The sequence below is a fragment of the Kineosporia babensis genome, assembly GCF_021129305.1.
GTDB lineage: Bacteria > Actinomycetota > Actinomycetes > Actinomycetales > Kineosporiaceae > Kineosporia > Kineosporia babensis.
The window spans coordinates 165,256-180,623 of sequence record NZ_JAJOMB010000014.1; the positions used below are offsets into that span (position 1 = coordinate 165,256).

At 67.4% G+C, this 15,368-nt stretch carries 13 protein-coding genes; 10 read left to right on the forward strand and 3 right to left on the reverse strand.

All coding sequences use genetic code 11. The features are described from left to right. Positions 1–130: 130 nt before the first annotated feature. Positions 131–1,144, reverse strand: a complete 1,014-nt coding sequence (locus LR394_RS24465; RefSeq protein ID WP_231446288.1) for a glycoside hydrolase family 26 protein — start codon at positions 1,142–1,144, stop codon at positions 131–133. A gap of 305 nt (positions 1,145–1,449) precedes the next feature. Then, entirely contained in the window at positions 1,450–2,238 is a 789-nt protein-coding gene (locus LR394_RS24470) for an LLM class F420-dependent oxidoreductase (protein ID WP_231446290.1), read from the reverse strand. Between the two features lie 615 nt (positions 2,239–2,853). Between LR394_RS24470 and LR394_RS43160 the strand changes: the two genes are divergently transcribed. The 4 genes from LR394_RS43160 to LR394_RS24490 all read left to right on the forward strand — a co-directional run bounded on the left by LR394_RS43160 (position 2,854) and on the right by LR394_RS24490 (position 8,425). Further along, the gene (locus LR394_RS43160) at positions 2,854–3,882 is read left to right on the forward strand and encodes an ArsR/SmtB family transcription factor (protein ID WP_231446292.1); all 1,029 of its coding nucleotides are present in this window, start codon (positions 2,854–2,856) and stop codon (positions 3,880–3,882) included. Positions 3,883–3,980: 98 nt separating this feature from the next. Next, positions 3,981–5,537, forward strand: coding sequence for an ABC transporter transmembrane domain-containing protein (locus tag LR394_RS24480; RefSeq protein WP_231446294.1), 1,557 nt, complete (start codon positions 3,981–3,983; stop codon positions 5,535–5,537). Further along, positions 5,534–7,300 carry an ABC transporter ATP-binding protein gene (locus tag LR394_RS24485; RefSeq protein ID WP_231446296.1) on the forward strand — a complete coding sequence of 589 codons (1,767 nt, stop codon included), beginning with the start codon at positions 5,534–5,536 and terminating at the stop codon, positions 7,298–7,300. Before LR394_RS24480 ends, LR394_RS24485 begins: the two co-directional genes overlap by 4 nt. 279 nt (positions 7,301–7,579) lie before the next feature. Further along, on the forward strand, positions 7,580–8,425 hold the full coding sequence (locus LR394_RS24490; protein ID WP_231446298.1) for an SDR family oxidoreductase: 846 nt from the start codon (positions 7,580–7,582) through the stop codon (positions 8,423–8,425). 86 nt (positions 8,426–8,511) lie between these two features. Here LR394_RS24490 and LR394_RS24495 read toward each other — a convergent pair whose 3' ends face one another. Continuing rightward, positions 8,512–9,171, reverse strand: a complete 660-nt coding sequence (locus LR394_RS24495; RefSeq protein WP_231446300.1) for a TetR/AcrR family transcriptional regulator — start codon at positions 9,169–9,171, stop codon at positions 8,512–8,514. A 98-nt stretch (positions 9,172–9,269) separates the two neighbouring features. On the opposite strand from LR394_RS24495, the gene LR394_RS24500 reads away from it, so the two are divergent. The 6 genes from LR394_RS24500 to LR394_RS24525 all read left to right on the forward strand — a co-directional run bounded on the left by LR394_RS24500 (position 9,270) and on the right by LR394_RS24525 (position 15,334). Next, positions 9,270–10,184, forward strand: a complete 915-nt coding sequence (locus LR394_RS24500; protein WP_231446303.1) for an NADP-dependent oxidoreductase — start codon at positions 9,270–9,272, stop codon at positions 10,182–10,184. A 29-nt stretch (positions 10,185–10,213) separates the two neighbouring features. Beyond that, positions 10,214–11,233 carry an LLM class flavin-dependent oxidoreductase gene (locus tag LR394_RS24505; protein WP_231446304.1) on the forward strand — a complete coding sequence of 340 codons (1,020 nt, stop codon included), beginning with the start codon at positions 10,214–10,216 and terminating at the stop codon, positions 11,231–11,233. 42 nt (positions 11,234–11,275) lie between these two features. Next, entirely contained in the window at positions 11,276–12,187 is a 912-nt protein-coding gene (locus LR394_RS24510; protein ID WP_231446305.1) for a helix-turn-helix domain-containing protein, read from the forward strand. Between the two features lie 131 nt (positions 12,188–12,318). After that, complete coding sequence (locus LR394_RS24515; RefSeq protein ID WP_231446306.1) at positions 12,319–13,605, forward strand: ABC transporter substrate-binding protein; 1,287 nt, start codon at positions 12,319–12,321, stop codon at positions 13,603–13,605. Further along, positions 13,602–14,483, forward strand: coding sequence for a carbohydrate ABC transporter permease (locus LR394_RS24520; protein ID WP_231446307.1), 882 nt, complete (start codon positions 13,602–13,604; stop codon positions 14,481–14,483). The genes LR394_RS24515 and LR394_RS24520 overlap by 4 nt, the downstream gene beginning before the upstream one ends. Then, entirely contained in the window at positions 14,480–15,334 is an 855-nt protein-coding gene (locus LR394_RS24525) for a carbohydrate ABC transporter permease (protein ID WP_231446308.1), read from the forward strand. Before LR394_RS24520 ends, LR394_RS24525 begins: the two co-directional genes overlap by 4 nt. The last annotated feature ends 34 nt before the right edge of the window (positions 15,335–15,368 follow it).

Sequence of the window (15,368 nt, forward strand, 5' to 3'; positions counted from 1 at the left end):
CCGGTAGAGGTTGCTACGCCGGGATGCTCGGCTAGAACGAGCGCAGCGCCTTCATCCTGGACAATGCCTGGACGTCGGTGGCTGGGGATCGGCCCAGCCACCGACAGGGTCCGCCGTGATCGCAGGAACGCTACGGAGCGATCAGTTCCTGAAATCTTTGCTGGGCCTGCGGCATCGCGGAGAGTTCGTGGGTTCCGGCCTTGGCCACGTCAAAGTCGAAGTACGCGTGGTAAGCCACGTCGTTCTCCGGGGTCTCGATGAATTTCAGCATCTGCTCGATGAAATAGGGGTTGTCGCCGCCACCGTGACCGTCGGGTCGCTCCCACAGGCCCCACTCCGGTACGGACAACGGCAGTCCGGCGGCCTTCGCGAAACCTACCCAGCTGGTCAGCCCGAGTGGTCCGTCGAGCTGGTTGGCCCAGGCGGCCTGACGACGTTCCTCCCGGCAACTCTCGTCGCAATTCTTGGGGAAGGGGTAGGTCTTCTCGGCCCAGGAGGTGTCGTAGACGTCAACCCCGACGTAGTCGACGTAGTCCCGTCCTGGGAAGTACACGCGCGGATCGAAGCCGGATGCGGTGGATCCGATGTTCACCGTCCAGTCGAACTCGAGGTTCTCGGCCCCCGGCGCTGCCCGCATGGCTGTCACGATCCGTTGCCAGTAGCTGATGAAATCCTCGCGGGAGGTGGGGTGCCAGCGCGACTCAGGGACGTTGAACTCCCAGCCGAGCCGGATGATGGCGTTGCCCTGACCGGCCGCGACCAGGTTGTTGGCCAAGATGGTGTAGTGCTCGTCGTAATCTCCTTGGGCCCCGGCCGCGATCGTCGCGGTCTTGTCCTCCGTCGGGAGCATGGCCGTGGCGTAGACCATGCGGTATCCGCGGTTCTTCCAGGCCTCGAGCATGTAGTCAGGGCGGGCTATTTCCTGCCAGGTGGCGCGCGCGGAGTAGTCGATCACGTACTCGACGTCACGCTTGGATGACTGCGAAAACTCGGCCACGGCGGTGGGTGAGGTGCCCCTGAAGACTCCGAACGCGGGGCCTGGGGCGGCCTCGCTGGCCTGGTCAGAAGGGTCGGACTGTGGCCCGAAGGCGAAGAAGGCCCCGGCCAGAAGACCCAGAACGACGGCGATGCAGGCGAGGAACATGAGCCACGGTCGGATCGACCTGCTGCCGGTCGCTTCCGCGGGGTCGGTGTTCTCTTTCTCTGGGGAGTCGTTGTTCTCAGGTGCTTTGGACTGCAGCGACTGGTCGGACAAGCTGAACTCGACTTTCTGGTTGCTGATCTGGGTGACGAGGTGGCTGTCGGGACACCCGGCAGGATGGCCACGACTTGTCTATTGCCAAACGACGCCCAGAACGTTCACCAGCCGCCCTGGCCCAGCGCCTTGAACGCTCCGCGATGCGGTGAGGGCCTATCGGTACTTAGCCAGCACCTGCAGTGGCGCGGTACTTATCTGCCGTTCTGGTCATCGCGCCAGGCGATCCAGCGCCGCAGCTCATTGAGGTCGAAGTGGGGGCCGGACGTGAAGATGGTGAACAGAGTGATGCCGTGGTCGCGATAGCGTGGTCCCACCTCCCATGGATCGCCCTTGACGAAAGTCGAGCGCTCAATAGCGTCCGGCTCGCGTCCGAGCTCCCGGCAGTACTGGTCCAGAACCTGGGACTTGTGGCCAAGGTCGTCGCCTTCAGCGAATGTGTGCCAGATGTCAGCGTGCTGGGCAACCAGCCGCAACGTCTTCGGGCCTCCGCCGGCCACCAGGATGGGGACCTTGCGGGTGGGGACCGGATTCAGGACAGCCAAGCGCTGCTCAATCCGCTGCAGGGCCGTCGCGAGGTCCTGCACACGTTCCCTTGGTGTGCCGAACTCGTAGCCGTACTGGGTGTACTCCCATTCACGGAAACCAGCGCCCAGTCCCAGGATCAGCCGGCCGCCACTGATGTGATCGACCGTGCGGGCCATGTCGGCCAGCAGATCCGGATTGCGATAGCTGTTGCAACTGACCAGGGCGCCGATCTCTGCGCGTGATGTCGACTCCGCCCAGGCGCCGAGCATGGTCCAGCACTCGAAATGCCTACCTTCGCGCACCTTGCCCAAAGGGAAGAAGTGGTCCCAGTTGAAGACCACGTCCGCGCCAAGTTCATCCGCGGCCAAGGCGGCCTGCCGGATCGCCGCGTAGTCAGCGTGCTCTGGCGCTACCTGGACAGCCACCCGCAGGCGCCGACTGGAGTTAATGACCATGCCCGGCGAGTGTAGACATTCGGTCATCTAGGATAAATGGCGCTGCACCGCTGACCTGATGGACGGCGAGAAAGCCACCGCGCTGCCGACGCTGACAACTACCCCAGCGCAGGACCGCCCGGCAGCGCCGCGGGCGTGCCCATGACGTTGCGGTCGACGCAGGATGGGCGTCGGGTGCGATAGGCGCCTACGCCAGTGCGTCGCGATGACGAATATTTGCAGGTTCGCCTATTCCTTCGAGCGTTGAGGTTCGGAGGAGGGATCCGGCCCGACCTGCGGTTCCCATGAAAGCGCCCCGAAGCCGGCCATCCAGGCGCCCGCGATGAGGCTGATGATCACCGTCCTCCCGAGACTGGCCGACGAAAAGGCCAGCAAGAGCAGGAACATGACCAACATGAACGGTAGACCGGCCCTGATCGCAGCCCTAAGGCGCGATCGTGATCCGCTACGCCGCCATATGAGGTATCTATCCCAAATGTCCCGCATGGTGGATGAGTCTCTCAGCGACCTGGCGTTGATCAGAACTTGCGCCCTTTACCCACATCGGATGTCTTGCATCGGGATCAGCCCTTGCGGAGTACACGGAGCCGATGGGGCGCTGGGTAGGCTTGTGTCGTGATCCGTGTTCACCTGGACGAGGCGACCCTCTCCCGGACCAGGGTCGCGATCAGCCGACTGCACGAGATGATCCGCGGCCTCCACATCCTGCACCGGCACCCCACGATCGTTCCCTGGCCCTACACGAGCTGGGCGATCAACGCGCGGAAGATCCTGCGGACGACGCCCGAGACGGCTCCGCTGCGGGTGTACAGCGAGCTGTACGGCGCGAACCATGGCCGCCCCACCCCGGATGCCTTCACCCCCATCCCTGAAGAGGCATTCCCCGACCTGCGGGCCGAACTCGATCGCCTGCGCCACGGCTCGCCGCTGGTGATCCGCGCACAGATCGAGAAGCACTACCCCGAGGGAACTCCTAGCTTCCTCCAACCGTACGCGCGGGAGCCAGAGGAGGCGTTCGCCCGCCTCGCCGAGGCGTTCAAGGTGTACTGGGACAAGGCTCTGGCGCCCTACTGGCCCGCGATGCGGGTCGCCTTGGACGAAGAGGTACTGGCCCGCGCCCGGGCGCTGGCCGCCGACGGTCCGGACGCGCTGCTGCTGGATCTGCACGGCCCCCAGGTGTGGCAGCCTCCTGTGCTGAATTTCCCGCGCAACGACAAGGAATCCACGGTGCGGGCCGTCAACCAACGGCTCCTGCTGCTGCCGCTGATCTTCGCCGAGGACATCACGATGATCTCGACGGATCATCCCCAGATTCAGTCGATGTCGTACCAGTCCCGCGGCCAGGGTGTTCTCGCGCCGGCACCGCCCGTCTCCGACGGCGCCCCGTTGGACCGGCTGGCCGCCCTGATCGGCCCCGGCCGGGCCCGGTTGCTGCTGGCGCTGAAGCGTCCCTCGAGCACGACCGCTCTGGCCCACGAGCTGAAACTGGCGCCCAGCACCGTCTCCGAGCAGCTCTCGGCCCTGCTGGCGGCGGAGGTCGTGTACCGGCGTCGCAGCGGACGCCGGGTCATCTACGGGCTGGAGCCGGCCGGTGACCTCCTGCTGTCGCTCTTGGGGTCTGGTCAGGACGAGCAGGCGGGCTGAGCCGAGGATTCGCCTTCGCCCGAATCAATACCGGACGGTCAGGGCGCCTGCCTAGCGTGTGATCGCTCCTGTAGTGATCGACGTGAGGTTGGGGACCGATGAGCCCGGAACGTGCGCTGCTGCGCGAGGTGGTGCGGCGACGGGCCCGGCCCCTCGTCGTCGGATGCTCGGCGTCGATGGTGCATCAGACGTGTGAAGCGCTGGTGCCCTTGGCCATCGGGCTGAGCATCGATCATGCCGTCAGCGGGGGTGCGCCCTCCACCATCCTCGTGGCGGTGGCCGGGATCCTCGTGCTGTTCACGCTTTTGGCCACGTGCGGCGGTCTGGCGTACTGGATGCTCAGCGTCAGCGTGCAGAGGGAGGCGCATGCGCTCCGCGTGCAGGCGGCCGGCCGGGTTCTGGCCGATCCGTCGGCCGGTCAGCACCGCACCGCGGGCGAACTGATGGCCATCCTGACGTCGGACACCACGGCGCTGGCGGGGATCCTTCCAGCACTCTCGCTCATCGTGTCCGGTATTGCGGGTCTGGGCGTCACCGTGTTCGTCCTGGTGCGGGTCGATCTCGCTCTCGGGTTGGGGCTGGTGGTCATGGTCCCTCTGCTGATGATCGGCGTGGAGCGGATCGGTCCCTGGCTGGAGCGCAAGGTCGCGGCCCAGCAGCAGACCGGTGGCCTGGCCGCGGCTCTGGCCGCGGAACTCGTCAGCGCACTGCGGACCATTCACGGGTTCGGTGGCACGCGCGAGGCGACTCGCCGATACCGGGCCGCCAGTCGCGTATCCCTGAGGGCCGCTGGTGAGGCGGCCACCGCGTCCTCCGTTGTCGCCGGTGTCGGTCTTCTGGCCACCGCGACCGTCGTGGTCGTGACCGCGGCCGTGGCTGCAGGCATGGCGCTGTCAGGCCGGATCAGCATCGGCGAGTTCGTCACTGTGGTGGCGATGGCGTCCTTCGTCGCCGAACCGGTGCAGCGGATCGCAACGGGCGTCCAGCAGACAGCCGTCTGCCGGGCCAGTGCTGCCCGGCTGATCCCGCTGACCTCTGGCGGGGTTACCGAAAGCACGAGCCTGGACAACCTCGTTCCGATCGCGCGTCTTCCCGGCCTGGACGTCGACCTTCGCCCCGGCGAAATGCTCGGAGTCGTCACCGCTGACCAGGCCACGGCGCAGGATCTGAGCGAAGCCTTGCGCACGGCAGCCCGGCCCGGCCTGCTGGTGGAACCGCCGCACGCGTATCTGCTCGGCGGCACCATCCAGGAGGCCCTGAACACGGGGCGGGACGTTCCGCAGGAGTGGACGCAGCTGTCCCTGACCGCGGCCGAGGCCCACACCATCCAGTCGGAAAGCCTTCTGGACGGGGGCATCAACCTCTCGGGCGGCCAGCGCCAGCGGCTGGCTCTGGCCAGGGCGCTGGCGGCGGACCCGCCTGTGCTGGTTCTCACCGATCCGCTCAGCGCGGTCGATGCGGTCACGGAGGACGCGGTGGCCCAGAAACTGCGAGAGTTGCGGTCTCATCACACCACCGTGGTCGTCACCACCTCGCCGCCTCTGCTGATGTCGTGCGATCGCGTGGTCTTCCTGAACGGGTATCCCGCCCCAGCCATCGCCTCGCACGACCGGCTCATGCAACGCCCCGACTACCGGAAAGTGGTTCTGCGATGAGCGTCCTTCCCGTTGCGAGCGGACGCCAGACCTGGCGAGGACTGTGCCGGTCCGCCCTCAGCCATCCCGGTGATCTTGCGGCTGCGGTCGTCTGGACCCTGACGGCCAGTATCGGCGTCGTCGTGGTGCCGGTGCTGCTGGGGCGGTGTGTGGACGCGGTCCGTGTTGGCTCGTCCTCGGACCTGCCCCTGCTGTTGCCCGCACTCGTGATCACCGCGCTTCTCGGGGCCGTCCTGACCGCGCTGGCGCAGCGTTCCACCGCCCGCCTCGGGGCGCAAATTGCTGCCGACATCCGTGAGCAGGCCCTGACGGCCGCGCTCGACCTGGACCCCGGCCTTCTGGAGCCGGCCGGCAGCGGGGACGTCACCTCCCGGGTCACTGAGGACGTCGAGACCTTCGTTGCTGCCATCCCTTTGGTGGCCGCGGTGTCGACCGCGGGAAGTACGCTGCTCGTTGCGGTGACCGCGGTCGCCGGGCTCGACTGGCGCCTGGCCCTGGCCTTCGTCGTGGTGCTGCCCTTCTACGCGTTCGGTCTGAGCCGGTACCTCCCTCGGTCCGGACCGCTGTACGCCCAGGAACGACGCGCCTCGGCCGAGCGAGGGCGGGTACTCCTGGAGTCCCTGCACGGACGCCCCACGGTGGCGGCGTACGGTATGGCCGACCTGCAGACCCGTCGCGTCGAGGAGGCATCCGGACACAGCCTCGAACTGCGGGTCCGCACGATCGGGCTGTCGCTGTGGCTGACCAAGTCGATGAACGCGGCCGAGGCAGCGGGACTTTCGACGATTCTGCTTACCGGGTACTGGCTGGTGCACGATGACGTCGTCAGCGTCGGTGCCGTGACCGCCGCGGCGTTGCTCTTCCACCGCCTGTTCGACCCCCTCGGCACGCTTCTCAACTCCTTCGACCAGGTCCAGCGCGCCGGAGCGGCCCTGGCCCGCATCATCGGAGTCGCTCTCGTCCCGGCGCGGCAGTACGTCGACGCCCCGCCCCCTCAGGGTGCCGTCGCCCTGCACGTGTCGCAGGTGCGGCACTCCTACGACGGTGTTCACGACGTCGTAGCCGACATCGACCTGGAGGTGCCCGCCGGATCGTCCCTGGCTCTGGTGGGGACCAGCGGCGCCGGTAAGAGCACCCTGGCCGGCATCCTCACCGGGATGTTCCCACCCACCGGCGGAACAGCCGTCCTGACGGACGGCCGTACGCGGCTCACGGTCGCCGAGGTGGCACCGGCACAGCTGCGCGACTGGATTGCTCTGGTCTCCCAGGAAACTCACGTCTTCAGCGGAACCCTTCGTGACGATGTCGCTTTCGCCGCGCCCGGTCGTACGGACAACGAGATTCGCGAATCGCTGAACCGCGTGGGCGCACTGGGCTGGGTGACAGCGCTGCCCGCCGGCCTCGACACCAGGGTCGGGCCCGGCGGACAGCACCTCAGCCCGGTGCAGGACCAGCAGCTCGCCCTGGCCCGCATCGTCCTACGCGATCCACCCGTCGTGGTCATGGACGAAGCGACCGCCGAGGCCGGCAGCGCCGGCGCACGGGACCTGGAACACGCTGCGACCGCGTTGCTCTCAGGCCGCACAGCCATTGTCGTGGCCCACCGGCTGTCCCAGGCTCGAGTGTGCGACCGGATCGCGGTGATGGACCATGGCCGCGTCGTCGAAATAGGCTCGCATGAAGAACTTCTCACCATGGGCGGACGCTACGCACGGCTCTGGACGGCCTGGTCTCGGACATCGAAACCGCCTGCCCGGCAGTAATACAGCTGAAACCGGCGGATGCGGTTCAGGGATGCGGTAGCACGAAGTGCGCGCGACGACCGTGCACGGCTTCGCATTGCACAACCTTTCGACATCGACTTGAGACCCGTCACTGCAGCCGGGCACGACCACGGCGAGGTTAAGGCCTTCGGCGACGGTGCGGGCCCGGGTGTCGGCCGGATGGCGCCGAGGGCTGACATATGGAGGCAATCCTCCACTTGACTGGTAGTGTGGAAGCCAATCGGAGGATATCCTCCACATAGTTGCAGGGAGCTGTGCATGTCCACCCTGATCCTGGGTGCCACCGGTCAACTGGGCCGCCTGTTGCTGGCCGACCTCCGCAAACGCGGCGTCGAGGCGAGTGCGATCACCGCCGCCGGGCGCAATCAGGATGTTCTGTCCGCTCTGGCGGCCGAGGGCTACCGAACCGCTACCGTCGAGCTGTCCGACGCCCAGCAGGTCGCCGCCGCGGTCGACGGGCACGACCGGGTCGTCCTGATCTCGGGGCTCGACCCGGACCGTGTTCAGCAGCACCGCAACGTGGTCGACGCCGCCAGGGCGGCAGGCGTTCAGCACCTCGTCTACAGCAGCGGGATCCGGGCCGACGACCCCAGCTGGATGCTGGGGGCCGACCACCGGGCGACCGAAGATGCGATCAAGGACGCCGGTCTCACGTACACCTTCCTGCGCAACGGCTGGTACATCGAGAACTACCTCACTTCGCTGGCATCCGCGCGAGAGAGCGGGGTTTTCGCAGCGGCCGTGGGCGAAGCCAGAGTTGCCGCCGCTGGTCGCCGTGACTATGCCGAGGCACTCGGTGCGGTGATCGCCGGGCAGGGGCACGAGGGACGCACCTACACCCTGGCCGGCGACCAGGACTTCACCTACGCCGATATCGCAGCTGCGATGGGCGAGGTGCTCGGTCGGCCGGTGGTCTACCAGGCGATCGCGCCCGCGCAGTACCCGCAGATTCTTGTGGCCGCCGGAATGGACGAGCAGACGGCCGGATTCCTCACAGCCCTGGACCAGAACATCGCCGCCGGAGTTCTGGCCCACGCCGGTGACGACCTCTCGCGTCTGATCGGCCATCCCACGATGTCCCTGGTCGAAGGGCTGCGGCAGTAGTCAGTTCGCGCTGATCCGGCCCCCGGGACCAGGGCCTGTCCTGCGGATCTTTGCCTACTTCGGGGCGCTGATCCACAGGGCGGGTCCTAGCGGGGCGGGCGGTGTCCACGCTGGTTCTCGGTGGCCCGCAGCATCGCTCGGTACATCTGACGAGGCGCCGGCGGTTCCGGCAGGGGACGGGCGGACTCGGCAGCGCACGCCTGAAGGATGTAACCGACCATCCGCCGCCAGGTCTCGGGCGCTGCATCGGAAGTGGCGGCCAGGACACCGGCGTTGGCCATCAGGAACATCGGCATGTCCTCGGCGACGAAGTCAGTGCGCAGCCGCCCGGCGGCCTTGGCCCGGTCGACCAGGGTGCTGAACGCGGCGTAGGCGGCATCCCGATCGGCCTCGAACTGTTTGGCGGTGGGGAAGGTCATGGTCAGCACCGTGGTGAAGCCCCGATCGCCGGCCTGCATGGCGCAGATCTGCTCCACATAGGAACAGAAGGCGTTCCACGGGTCCGGGTCGGCCAGGGCCGCACGGGCGGCCTCGGCATAAGCGCTCATCTTGACCTCGAAGGCCGCGGCCACGAGATCGGCGCGATCGGGGAAGCGCCGGTAGAGAGTGGCCACCCCGACCCCCGCCTGACGGGCGATCTCCTCGGTCGCCACATCCAGTCCCTGGGCAGCGAAGACCGCACGGGCCGCACTGACGAGGCGCTCGCGGTTGCGCTCGGCGTCAACCCGCAGATTCGAAGCAGTCACACGACCAGCCTAAGAGATGTGGAGGGTGTCGTCCATTTCTCTGTTAACCTGCGTCAGTAAATGGAGGCAAGCCTCCATTTGATCTCAAGGAGAATCCTGTGCGCGCATTTGCCCTGCCCGAAGCCGGTGCCGGCCCCGCTGTCACCGATGCCCCCGCCCCGCAGCCGGAGGCCGGTGAGGTCCTGGTCCGGGTGCAGGCTTCGTCCGTCAACGGCTTCGACCTGGCGGTTTCGGCCGGATACCTGGCCGGGATGATGGAACACCGCTACCCCGTCGTCCTGGGCAAGGACTTTGCCGGCACGGTCGAGGCCATCGGCGAGGGCGTGACCCGCTTCGCCGTTGGGCAGTCGGTCTTCGGCGTCGTGACCAAGGCTCACCTCGGGGAGGGGGGTCTCGGCGAGCTGACCACGGTGGCCGAGGCGATCGGCATCACCACCTGGCCCGAAGGTCTGGAGCCGGCTACGGCCGGGGCCCTCGGCCTGGCCGGGACCGCGGCTCTGGACTCGCTCAGCGCGGCCGCCGTGCAGAACGGTGAGACGGTCCTGATCAGCGGTGCAACCGGTGGTGTGGGCGCGATCGCGATCCAGTACGCCGTCGCCTCGGGCGCCCGGGTCATCGCCACCGCCCGCCCGGGCCAGGAGGAGGCATTCGTCCGTGACCTCGGTGCCCAGGAGGCCGTCGACCACACCGGTGATGTGAGCGCTCAGGTTCGGGCCCTGGCCCCTGAAGGCGTGGACGTCGTCCTGCACTTCGCTGGTGACGGTGTCGCACTGGCCGGTCTGCTCAGTGACCAGGGCCGGATCGTCAGCCTGCTGGCCCCGGTCGAGCACCCTAACGCCCACCAGGTGATGGCGACCCCGACCGCCGAGACGCTCGACCGCCTGGCCGCTGACGTCGTCGCCGGTCGTCTGCGTCTGCCGGTCGGCGCGGCCTTCTCGCTGGAGGAAGCGCCGGCCGCGTTCGCCGCCTTCGCCGGCGGCACGCTCGGCAAGATCGCCGTCTCGCTCGGCTGACCACCACTCGCGACAGTTCGGGAGACCCGATGGAACTGGGCATCATCTCGCTCAGCGATCTGCAGATCGACCCAGCCACGGGTCGCCGGTTCAGCGCTTCCCAGCGGCTGGCCGACACGATCGAGTACGCCGTGCTGGCCGAGCGTCTGGGCCTGGACGTCTTCGCGCTGGGCGAGCATCACACGCTGGACTTCGCCGTGTCGTCCCCGGCGGTCGCGCTGGCCGCGATCGCGGCCCGCACCCGCCGGATCCGGCTCACCAGCGCGGTCACCGTGCTGAGCGTGCTGGATCCGGTGCGGGTGTACGAGGACTTCGCCACGCTCGACCTGATCAGCAACGGCCGGGCCGAGATCATCGCCGGGCGCAGCGCGTTCCTGGAACCGTTCGCCCTGTTCGGTCATGATCTGAACGACTACGACCAGCTCTTCGGCGAGAAGCTCGATCTTCTGCTGCAGATCCGCGCGAACTCGAAGGTGACCTGGTCCGGTCGCTTTCGGCCGCCCCTGGACGAGGCCGAGGTCGCCCCGCGAGCGGTACAGGACCCGTTGCCGGTCTGGGCCGGCGTCGGGGGCTCGCCCGGTAGCGCTGAGCGAGCCGGCCGGCTGGGGCTGCCGATGGTCCTGGGGTACATCGGCGGGCCCATCGAGCAGGCTCGCCGGGCTGTCGAGGTGTACCGGGAAGCAGGGGAGCGAGCCGGGCATCCAGAAAAGCTGAAGGTTGGCATATCCACCCATTTCTTCGCCGGTTCCGACCCCGGGTCGGCTCGCGCGGTCTACCCGTACTACCACGAATACCTGCGCCCCAAGACTCCCGGAGGCCGTGGCTTCCTGGTCAGCCGATCCCAGTTCGAGGCTGGTACCCGGCCGGGGCAGGCCATCATGGTGGGTTCCAGCGACGAGCTGATCGAGAAGATCCTGTTCGCCCGCCAGACCCTCGGCATCGAGCGCTTCTACGGGCAGTTCGACTGGGGCGGTCTGCCCCGGGAACTGGTCGAGGCATCGATCCACCGATATGCCGACGAGATCGCCCCAGCCGTTCGCGCGAGCTGAGAACGGGCAGTCGGATCCACGATGGGCGTGAGAATTTGAGGCATGGGAACTGACGGCCGTGGACGGACAGGTCCGGAGGACGAGAGCGACGTCCTTGGTGCGGGCTTCGCCGGGCAGCGCATGCTGGTGCTGCCCCGGCCGGTGCTGAACGAGGCCCTCAGCCGGCCGGTGACCAGCGAGCTCCTGGTCACCGACTGCGGGTACTTCCCGCACGCCGAGCGGCACGGCCGGGAACGTCACGATCCCATCGAGCAGGCGGTCGTCCTGATCTGTGTCCGCGGGCGTGGCTGGTGCCGGACCGACGGAAGCGATTTTGACATCAGGGCAGGAGAGGTGGCCGTCCTGCCCGCCGGGCACCCGCATGCCTACGGGGCTGACCCGGACGACCCGTGGACCTTGTGGTGGCTGCACACTGCCGGGCGGGCCGTGCCCTCACTGGTGGAGGTGATCGGTGCCTCGGCGAAGGCGCCGGTGCGGGTTCCCGCGGACGCTCACGGCATCGCCCTGCTCGCGGCCGAGGTGGTGGCCTGGATGGAGCGGGACACGACACCCTCAAGCCTCGTCGCATCGTCCGGGGCGGCCTGGCACCTGCTCACCCTGCTGGCCTCCAGCCGATCGGTCCGCGACGGTGCCGAGACCCTGGTCGAGCGAGCTGCGGAACATCTGCGGACGAACATCAGCGCCCGTACCAGCGTGTCCGAACTGGCCTCCACCGCGGGCCTCAGCGAGTCCTACTTCGCAGCGCTCTTCCGGCGGCGGATGGGCGTGCCCGTGCAGACCTACCAGACCCAGGTGCGGATGGGGCGTGCGCGGGAACTCCTGGCAACCACCGAGCGATCGGTGGCCGAGGTCTCCACCGAGTGCGGATACGACGACCCGTGGTACTTCTCGCGCCAGTTCCGGCGCGTCCACGGGACCAGCCCGTCGGTCTACCGCAAGCAGTTGCGCTCCTGACCGCAGATCATCGGATCGTCCAGGTATTGCGTCAATACGTCCTCCTCCATCGCCCGGCCTGAGTCGTAGCCTCCTGATCGAAGGCCGGGAAACGTGGTTTCCGGCCGGCGGAACTCGATGAGGAGGTACGCATGAGACGCAGGACTTTCATTGCTCTCGCAGCCGGCGCGCTGACCAGCGCTTGTGCGGCCGCACCCGGCGCCCGGCCGGGGCAGACCGTGCTGAGGTTCTGGTCCTGGGTCCCCGGGATCGACCAGGCGGTCAATCTGTGGAACAGCCAGAACCGGGACACGTACGTCGATCTCGAACTCACCCCCGCGGGCTCTTCGGGTACCTACTCGAAGATGTACGCCGCGGTCCGGGGCGGGCGAGGCGCGCCCGACGTCGCCCAGGTCGAGTATCAGGAACTGCCGGGCTTCGCCCTGGAGAACGGCCTGATCGAACTCGGTCCGCTCGGGATGGACCAGCACCGTGACCAGTTCGTGGACTGGCAGATCTCCCAGTCCTCGTTCGGCGAGCGGATCTACGCCGTACCGCAGGCATCCGGCCCGATGGCCCTGTACTACCGCAACGACATTTTCGGCTCGCTGGGGCTGGACGTTCCCCGGACCTGGGAGGACTACCGAGCTGCGGCCGAGGCGGTGCGCGCTGACGGTAGATACATCGCCACCTTCCCGCCCGGCAACTCCGCCTGGTTCGCGGCGTTGTCCTGGCAGGCCGGCGCTCGCTGGTTCGGGCTGGACGGCGATGTCTGGACCGTCGGGATCAACTCCGAGCAGACGCTGCGGGTCGCCGAGTACTGGGACGAACTGCGCTCGCAGGATCTGATCTCCATGCAGCCGGACTTCTCCAACTCCTGGTACGCCGACCTGCAGAGCGGCCGCATCGTCACCTGGCCGAGCGCCCAGTGGGGTGGACCGATCCTGTCGGGCAACGCCCCCGGCACCTCGGGCAACTGGCGTGCTGCCCAGCTGCCGCAGTGGAATCCGGACAATCCGGCTTCGGCCAACTGGGGTGGTTCGGCCACCGCCGTGCTCAAGGGTTCCGAACACCCTCGGGAGGCGGCGGAGTTCGCCATCTGGCTGAACTCCGACCCGGAAAGCATCGACCTGCTGATTGCCGGCGGGTACGGCTGGCCCTCGGTGAAGGACGCCCTGGACGGGACCGCCCTGGACACGTCGGAGGAGTTCTTCGGCGGGCAGAACGTCAACCGTGACGTGTTCGCGCCGGCCGACGAGACGATCGGCACCGACTGGCTCTGGAGCCCGACCACGAACGCCACCTACCTCCACCTGAACGACGGATTCGCCGGGGTGGTGGCTGGGGGAAGCAGTTTCGTCGACGTGGTGCAGCAGACCCACCGTCAGACCGTGGAGGATCTGAGAGCCAAGGGCCTGACCGTGCGGGAGGCATCATGAGAGGCCGTCGACTCGCGATTCTGGGCCTGCTCGGCCCCTTCACGGCGCTGTTCGCCGCCACGATCGCGTTGCCGATCGGTTTTGCTCTGTACGAGAGCGTCACCGCGATCGAACGATCCGGACCGCTCGGCCGAGGGACGACGTCCACTGTTTTCGTCGGACTCGAGCACTACGCAACTGCCCTGAGCGATCCGGCCTTCACCGCCAGCCTCTGGCGGGTCGTGCTTTTCGCTCTGGTCCAGGTGCCGGTGATGATCGTCCTGGCCACTACTCTGGCCCTGATGCTGGACGCGGCCTCGGCTCGTGGGGTCAAGTTCTTCCGGTCGGTCTACTTCCTGCCCTACGGCATTCCCGGTGTGATCGCTTCTCTGTTATGGGGTTTCCTGTACACGCCGGGCCTGAGCCCGGTCCTGGACGTCGCCTCCTGGTTCGGGCTGAACATCGACTTCCTCGGCGCCAGTTCGATTCTCTGGTCCATCGCGAACATCGTGACCTGGCAGTTCGCCGGGTACAACATGCTGGTCATCGTGGCCCAGCTGAAATCGATCGACGGTGACCTGTTCGAGGCGGCCGAGATCGACGGCGCCTCGGCCTGGCAGATCATCACCCGGATCAAGCTCCCGCTGATCCGCCCGGCGATCGTGCTGACCACGGTGTTCACCATCATCGGCACGATCCAGCTGTTCGGTGAACCGCTGATCCTGCGGCCTTTGACCGGCTCGATCACCAGCACCTACACCCCGAACCTGGCGGCCTACAACGAGGCGTTCGCCAACAACAACTACAACCTGGCGGCGGCCGAGTCGGTCCTGCTGGCGCTGGTCGCCTGCGTCTTCTCCTTCGCCTTCCTCAAACTGGTGAACAGGAGCGGGAAGTGAAGAATCCTCGCACGCCGTCGGCGGCCTCCCGGGTCCTGCTCACCGCGGGCCTGGCGGTCGCGGCCGTCTACTTCCTCTTCCCGGTGTACTGGCTGGTCATCGCGGCCACCAAGAGCACTGGCGACCTGTTCGGCTCCTCCGGGTTGTCTCTGTCCAACCCGCAGCTGCTCACCAACATCCGTAATGTGTTCGAGTACAACGGCTCGATCTTCTTCCGCTGGGTGGGCAACAGCCTGCTGTACTCCGGGGTGGGTGCGCTGGTGGCGACCGTGGTCTCCATCGCAGCCGGATACTGCCTGGCCAAGTTCACCTTCCGGGGCCGCGACGCGCTGTTCAACATCTTCCTGGCCGGGGTGATGATCCCGGGCACCGCGCTGGCCCTGCCGCTGTTCCTGCTGATGAGTGAGATCGGCCTGGTCAACACCTACTGGGCCGTCCTGCTGCCGTCAGTGATCAGCCCGTTCGGGGCCTACCTGGGACGGATCTACGCCTCGGCCGCAGTGCCGGACAGTCTGCTGGAGGCGGCTCGGCTGGACGGGGCGGGGGAGTTCCGGATCTTCTTCACCATCGTGCTGCGGCTGATGACCCCGGCCGCCGTCACCGTGTTCCTGTTCCAGTTCATCGGTATCTGGAACAACTACTTCCTGCCCCTGGTCATGCTCTCGGACCCGGACCGCTACCCGCTGACCCTGGGACTGGTGAGCTGGCAGAGCGTTTCGGACCGCCACCCCGAGCTGTACCAGATGACGATCGGTGGGGCCCTGCTCTCGTCGGTCCCGCTGATGATCGCGATCGTCAGCCTGCAGCGCTTCTGGCGGGCCGGCCTCACCGAGGGAAGTGTCAAGGGCTGATTCCGCCCGGCACCGAACGACAGCTACGACGAAA

What these genes read in the sequence shown, in the direction of transcription:
- LR394_RS24490 (WP_231446298.1), top strand. Translation starts at nt 7,580, where the DNA reads ATGTCCACCCTGATCCTGGGTGCCACCGGTCAACTGGGCCGCCTGTTG.
- LR394_RS24510 (WP_231446305.1), top strand. Translation starts at nt 11,276, where the DNA reads ATGGGAACTGACGGCCGTGGACGGACAGGTCCGGAGGACGAGAGCGAC.
- LR394_RS24505 (WP_231446304.1), top strand. Translation starts at nt 10,214, where the DNA reads ATGGAACTGGGCATCATCTCGCTCAGCGATCTGCAGATCGACCCAGCC.
- LR394_RS24470 (WP_231446290.1), bottom strand. Translation starts at nt 2,238, where the DNA reads ATGGTCATTAACTCCAGTCGGCGCCTGCGGGTGGCTGTCCAGGTAGCG.
- LR394_RS24515 (WP_231446306.1), top strand. Translation starts at nt 12,319, where the DNA reads ATGAGACGCAGGACTTTCATTGCTCTCGCAGCCGGCGCGCTGACCAGC.
- LR394_RS24480 (WP_231446294.1), top strand. Translation starts at nt 3,981, where the DNA reads ATGAGCCCGGAACGTGCGCTGCTGCGCGAGGTGGTGCGGCGACGGGCC.
- LR394_RS24485 (WP_231446296.1), top strand. Translation starts at nt 5,534, where the DNA reads ATGAGCGTCCTTCCCGTTGCGAGCGGACGCCAGACCTGGCGAGGACTG.
- LR394_RS24520 (WP_231446307.1), top strand. Translation starts at nt 13,602, where the DNA reads ATGAGAGGCCGTCGACTCGCGATTCTGGGCCTGCTCGGCCCCTTCACG.
- LR394_RS24465 (WP_231446288.1), bottom strand. Translation starts at nt 1,144, where the DNA reads ATGTTCCTCGCCTGCATCGCCGTCGTTCTGGGTCTTCTGGCCGGGGCC.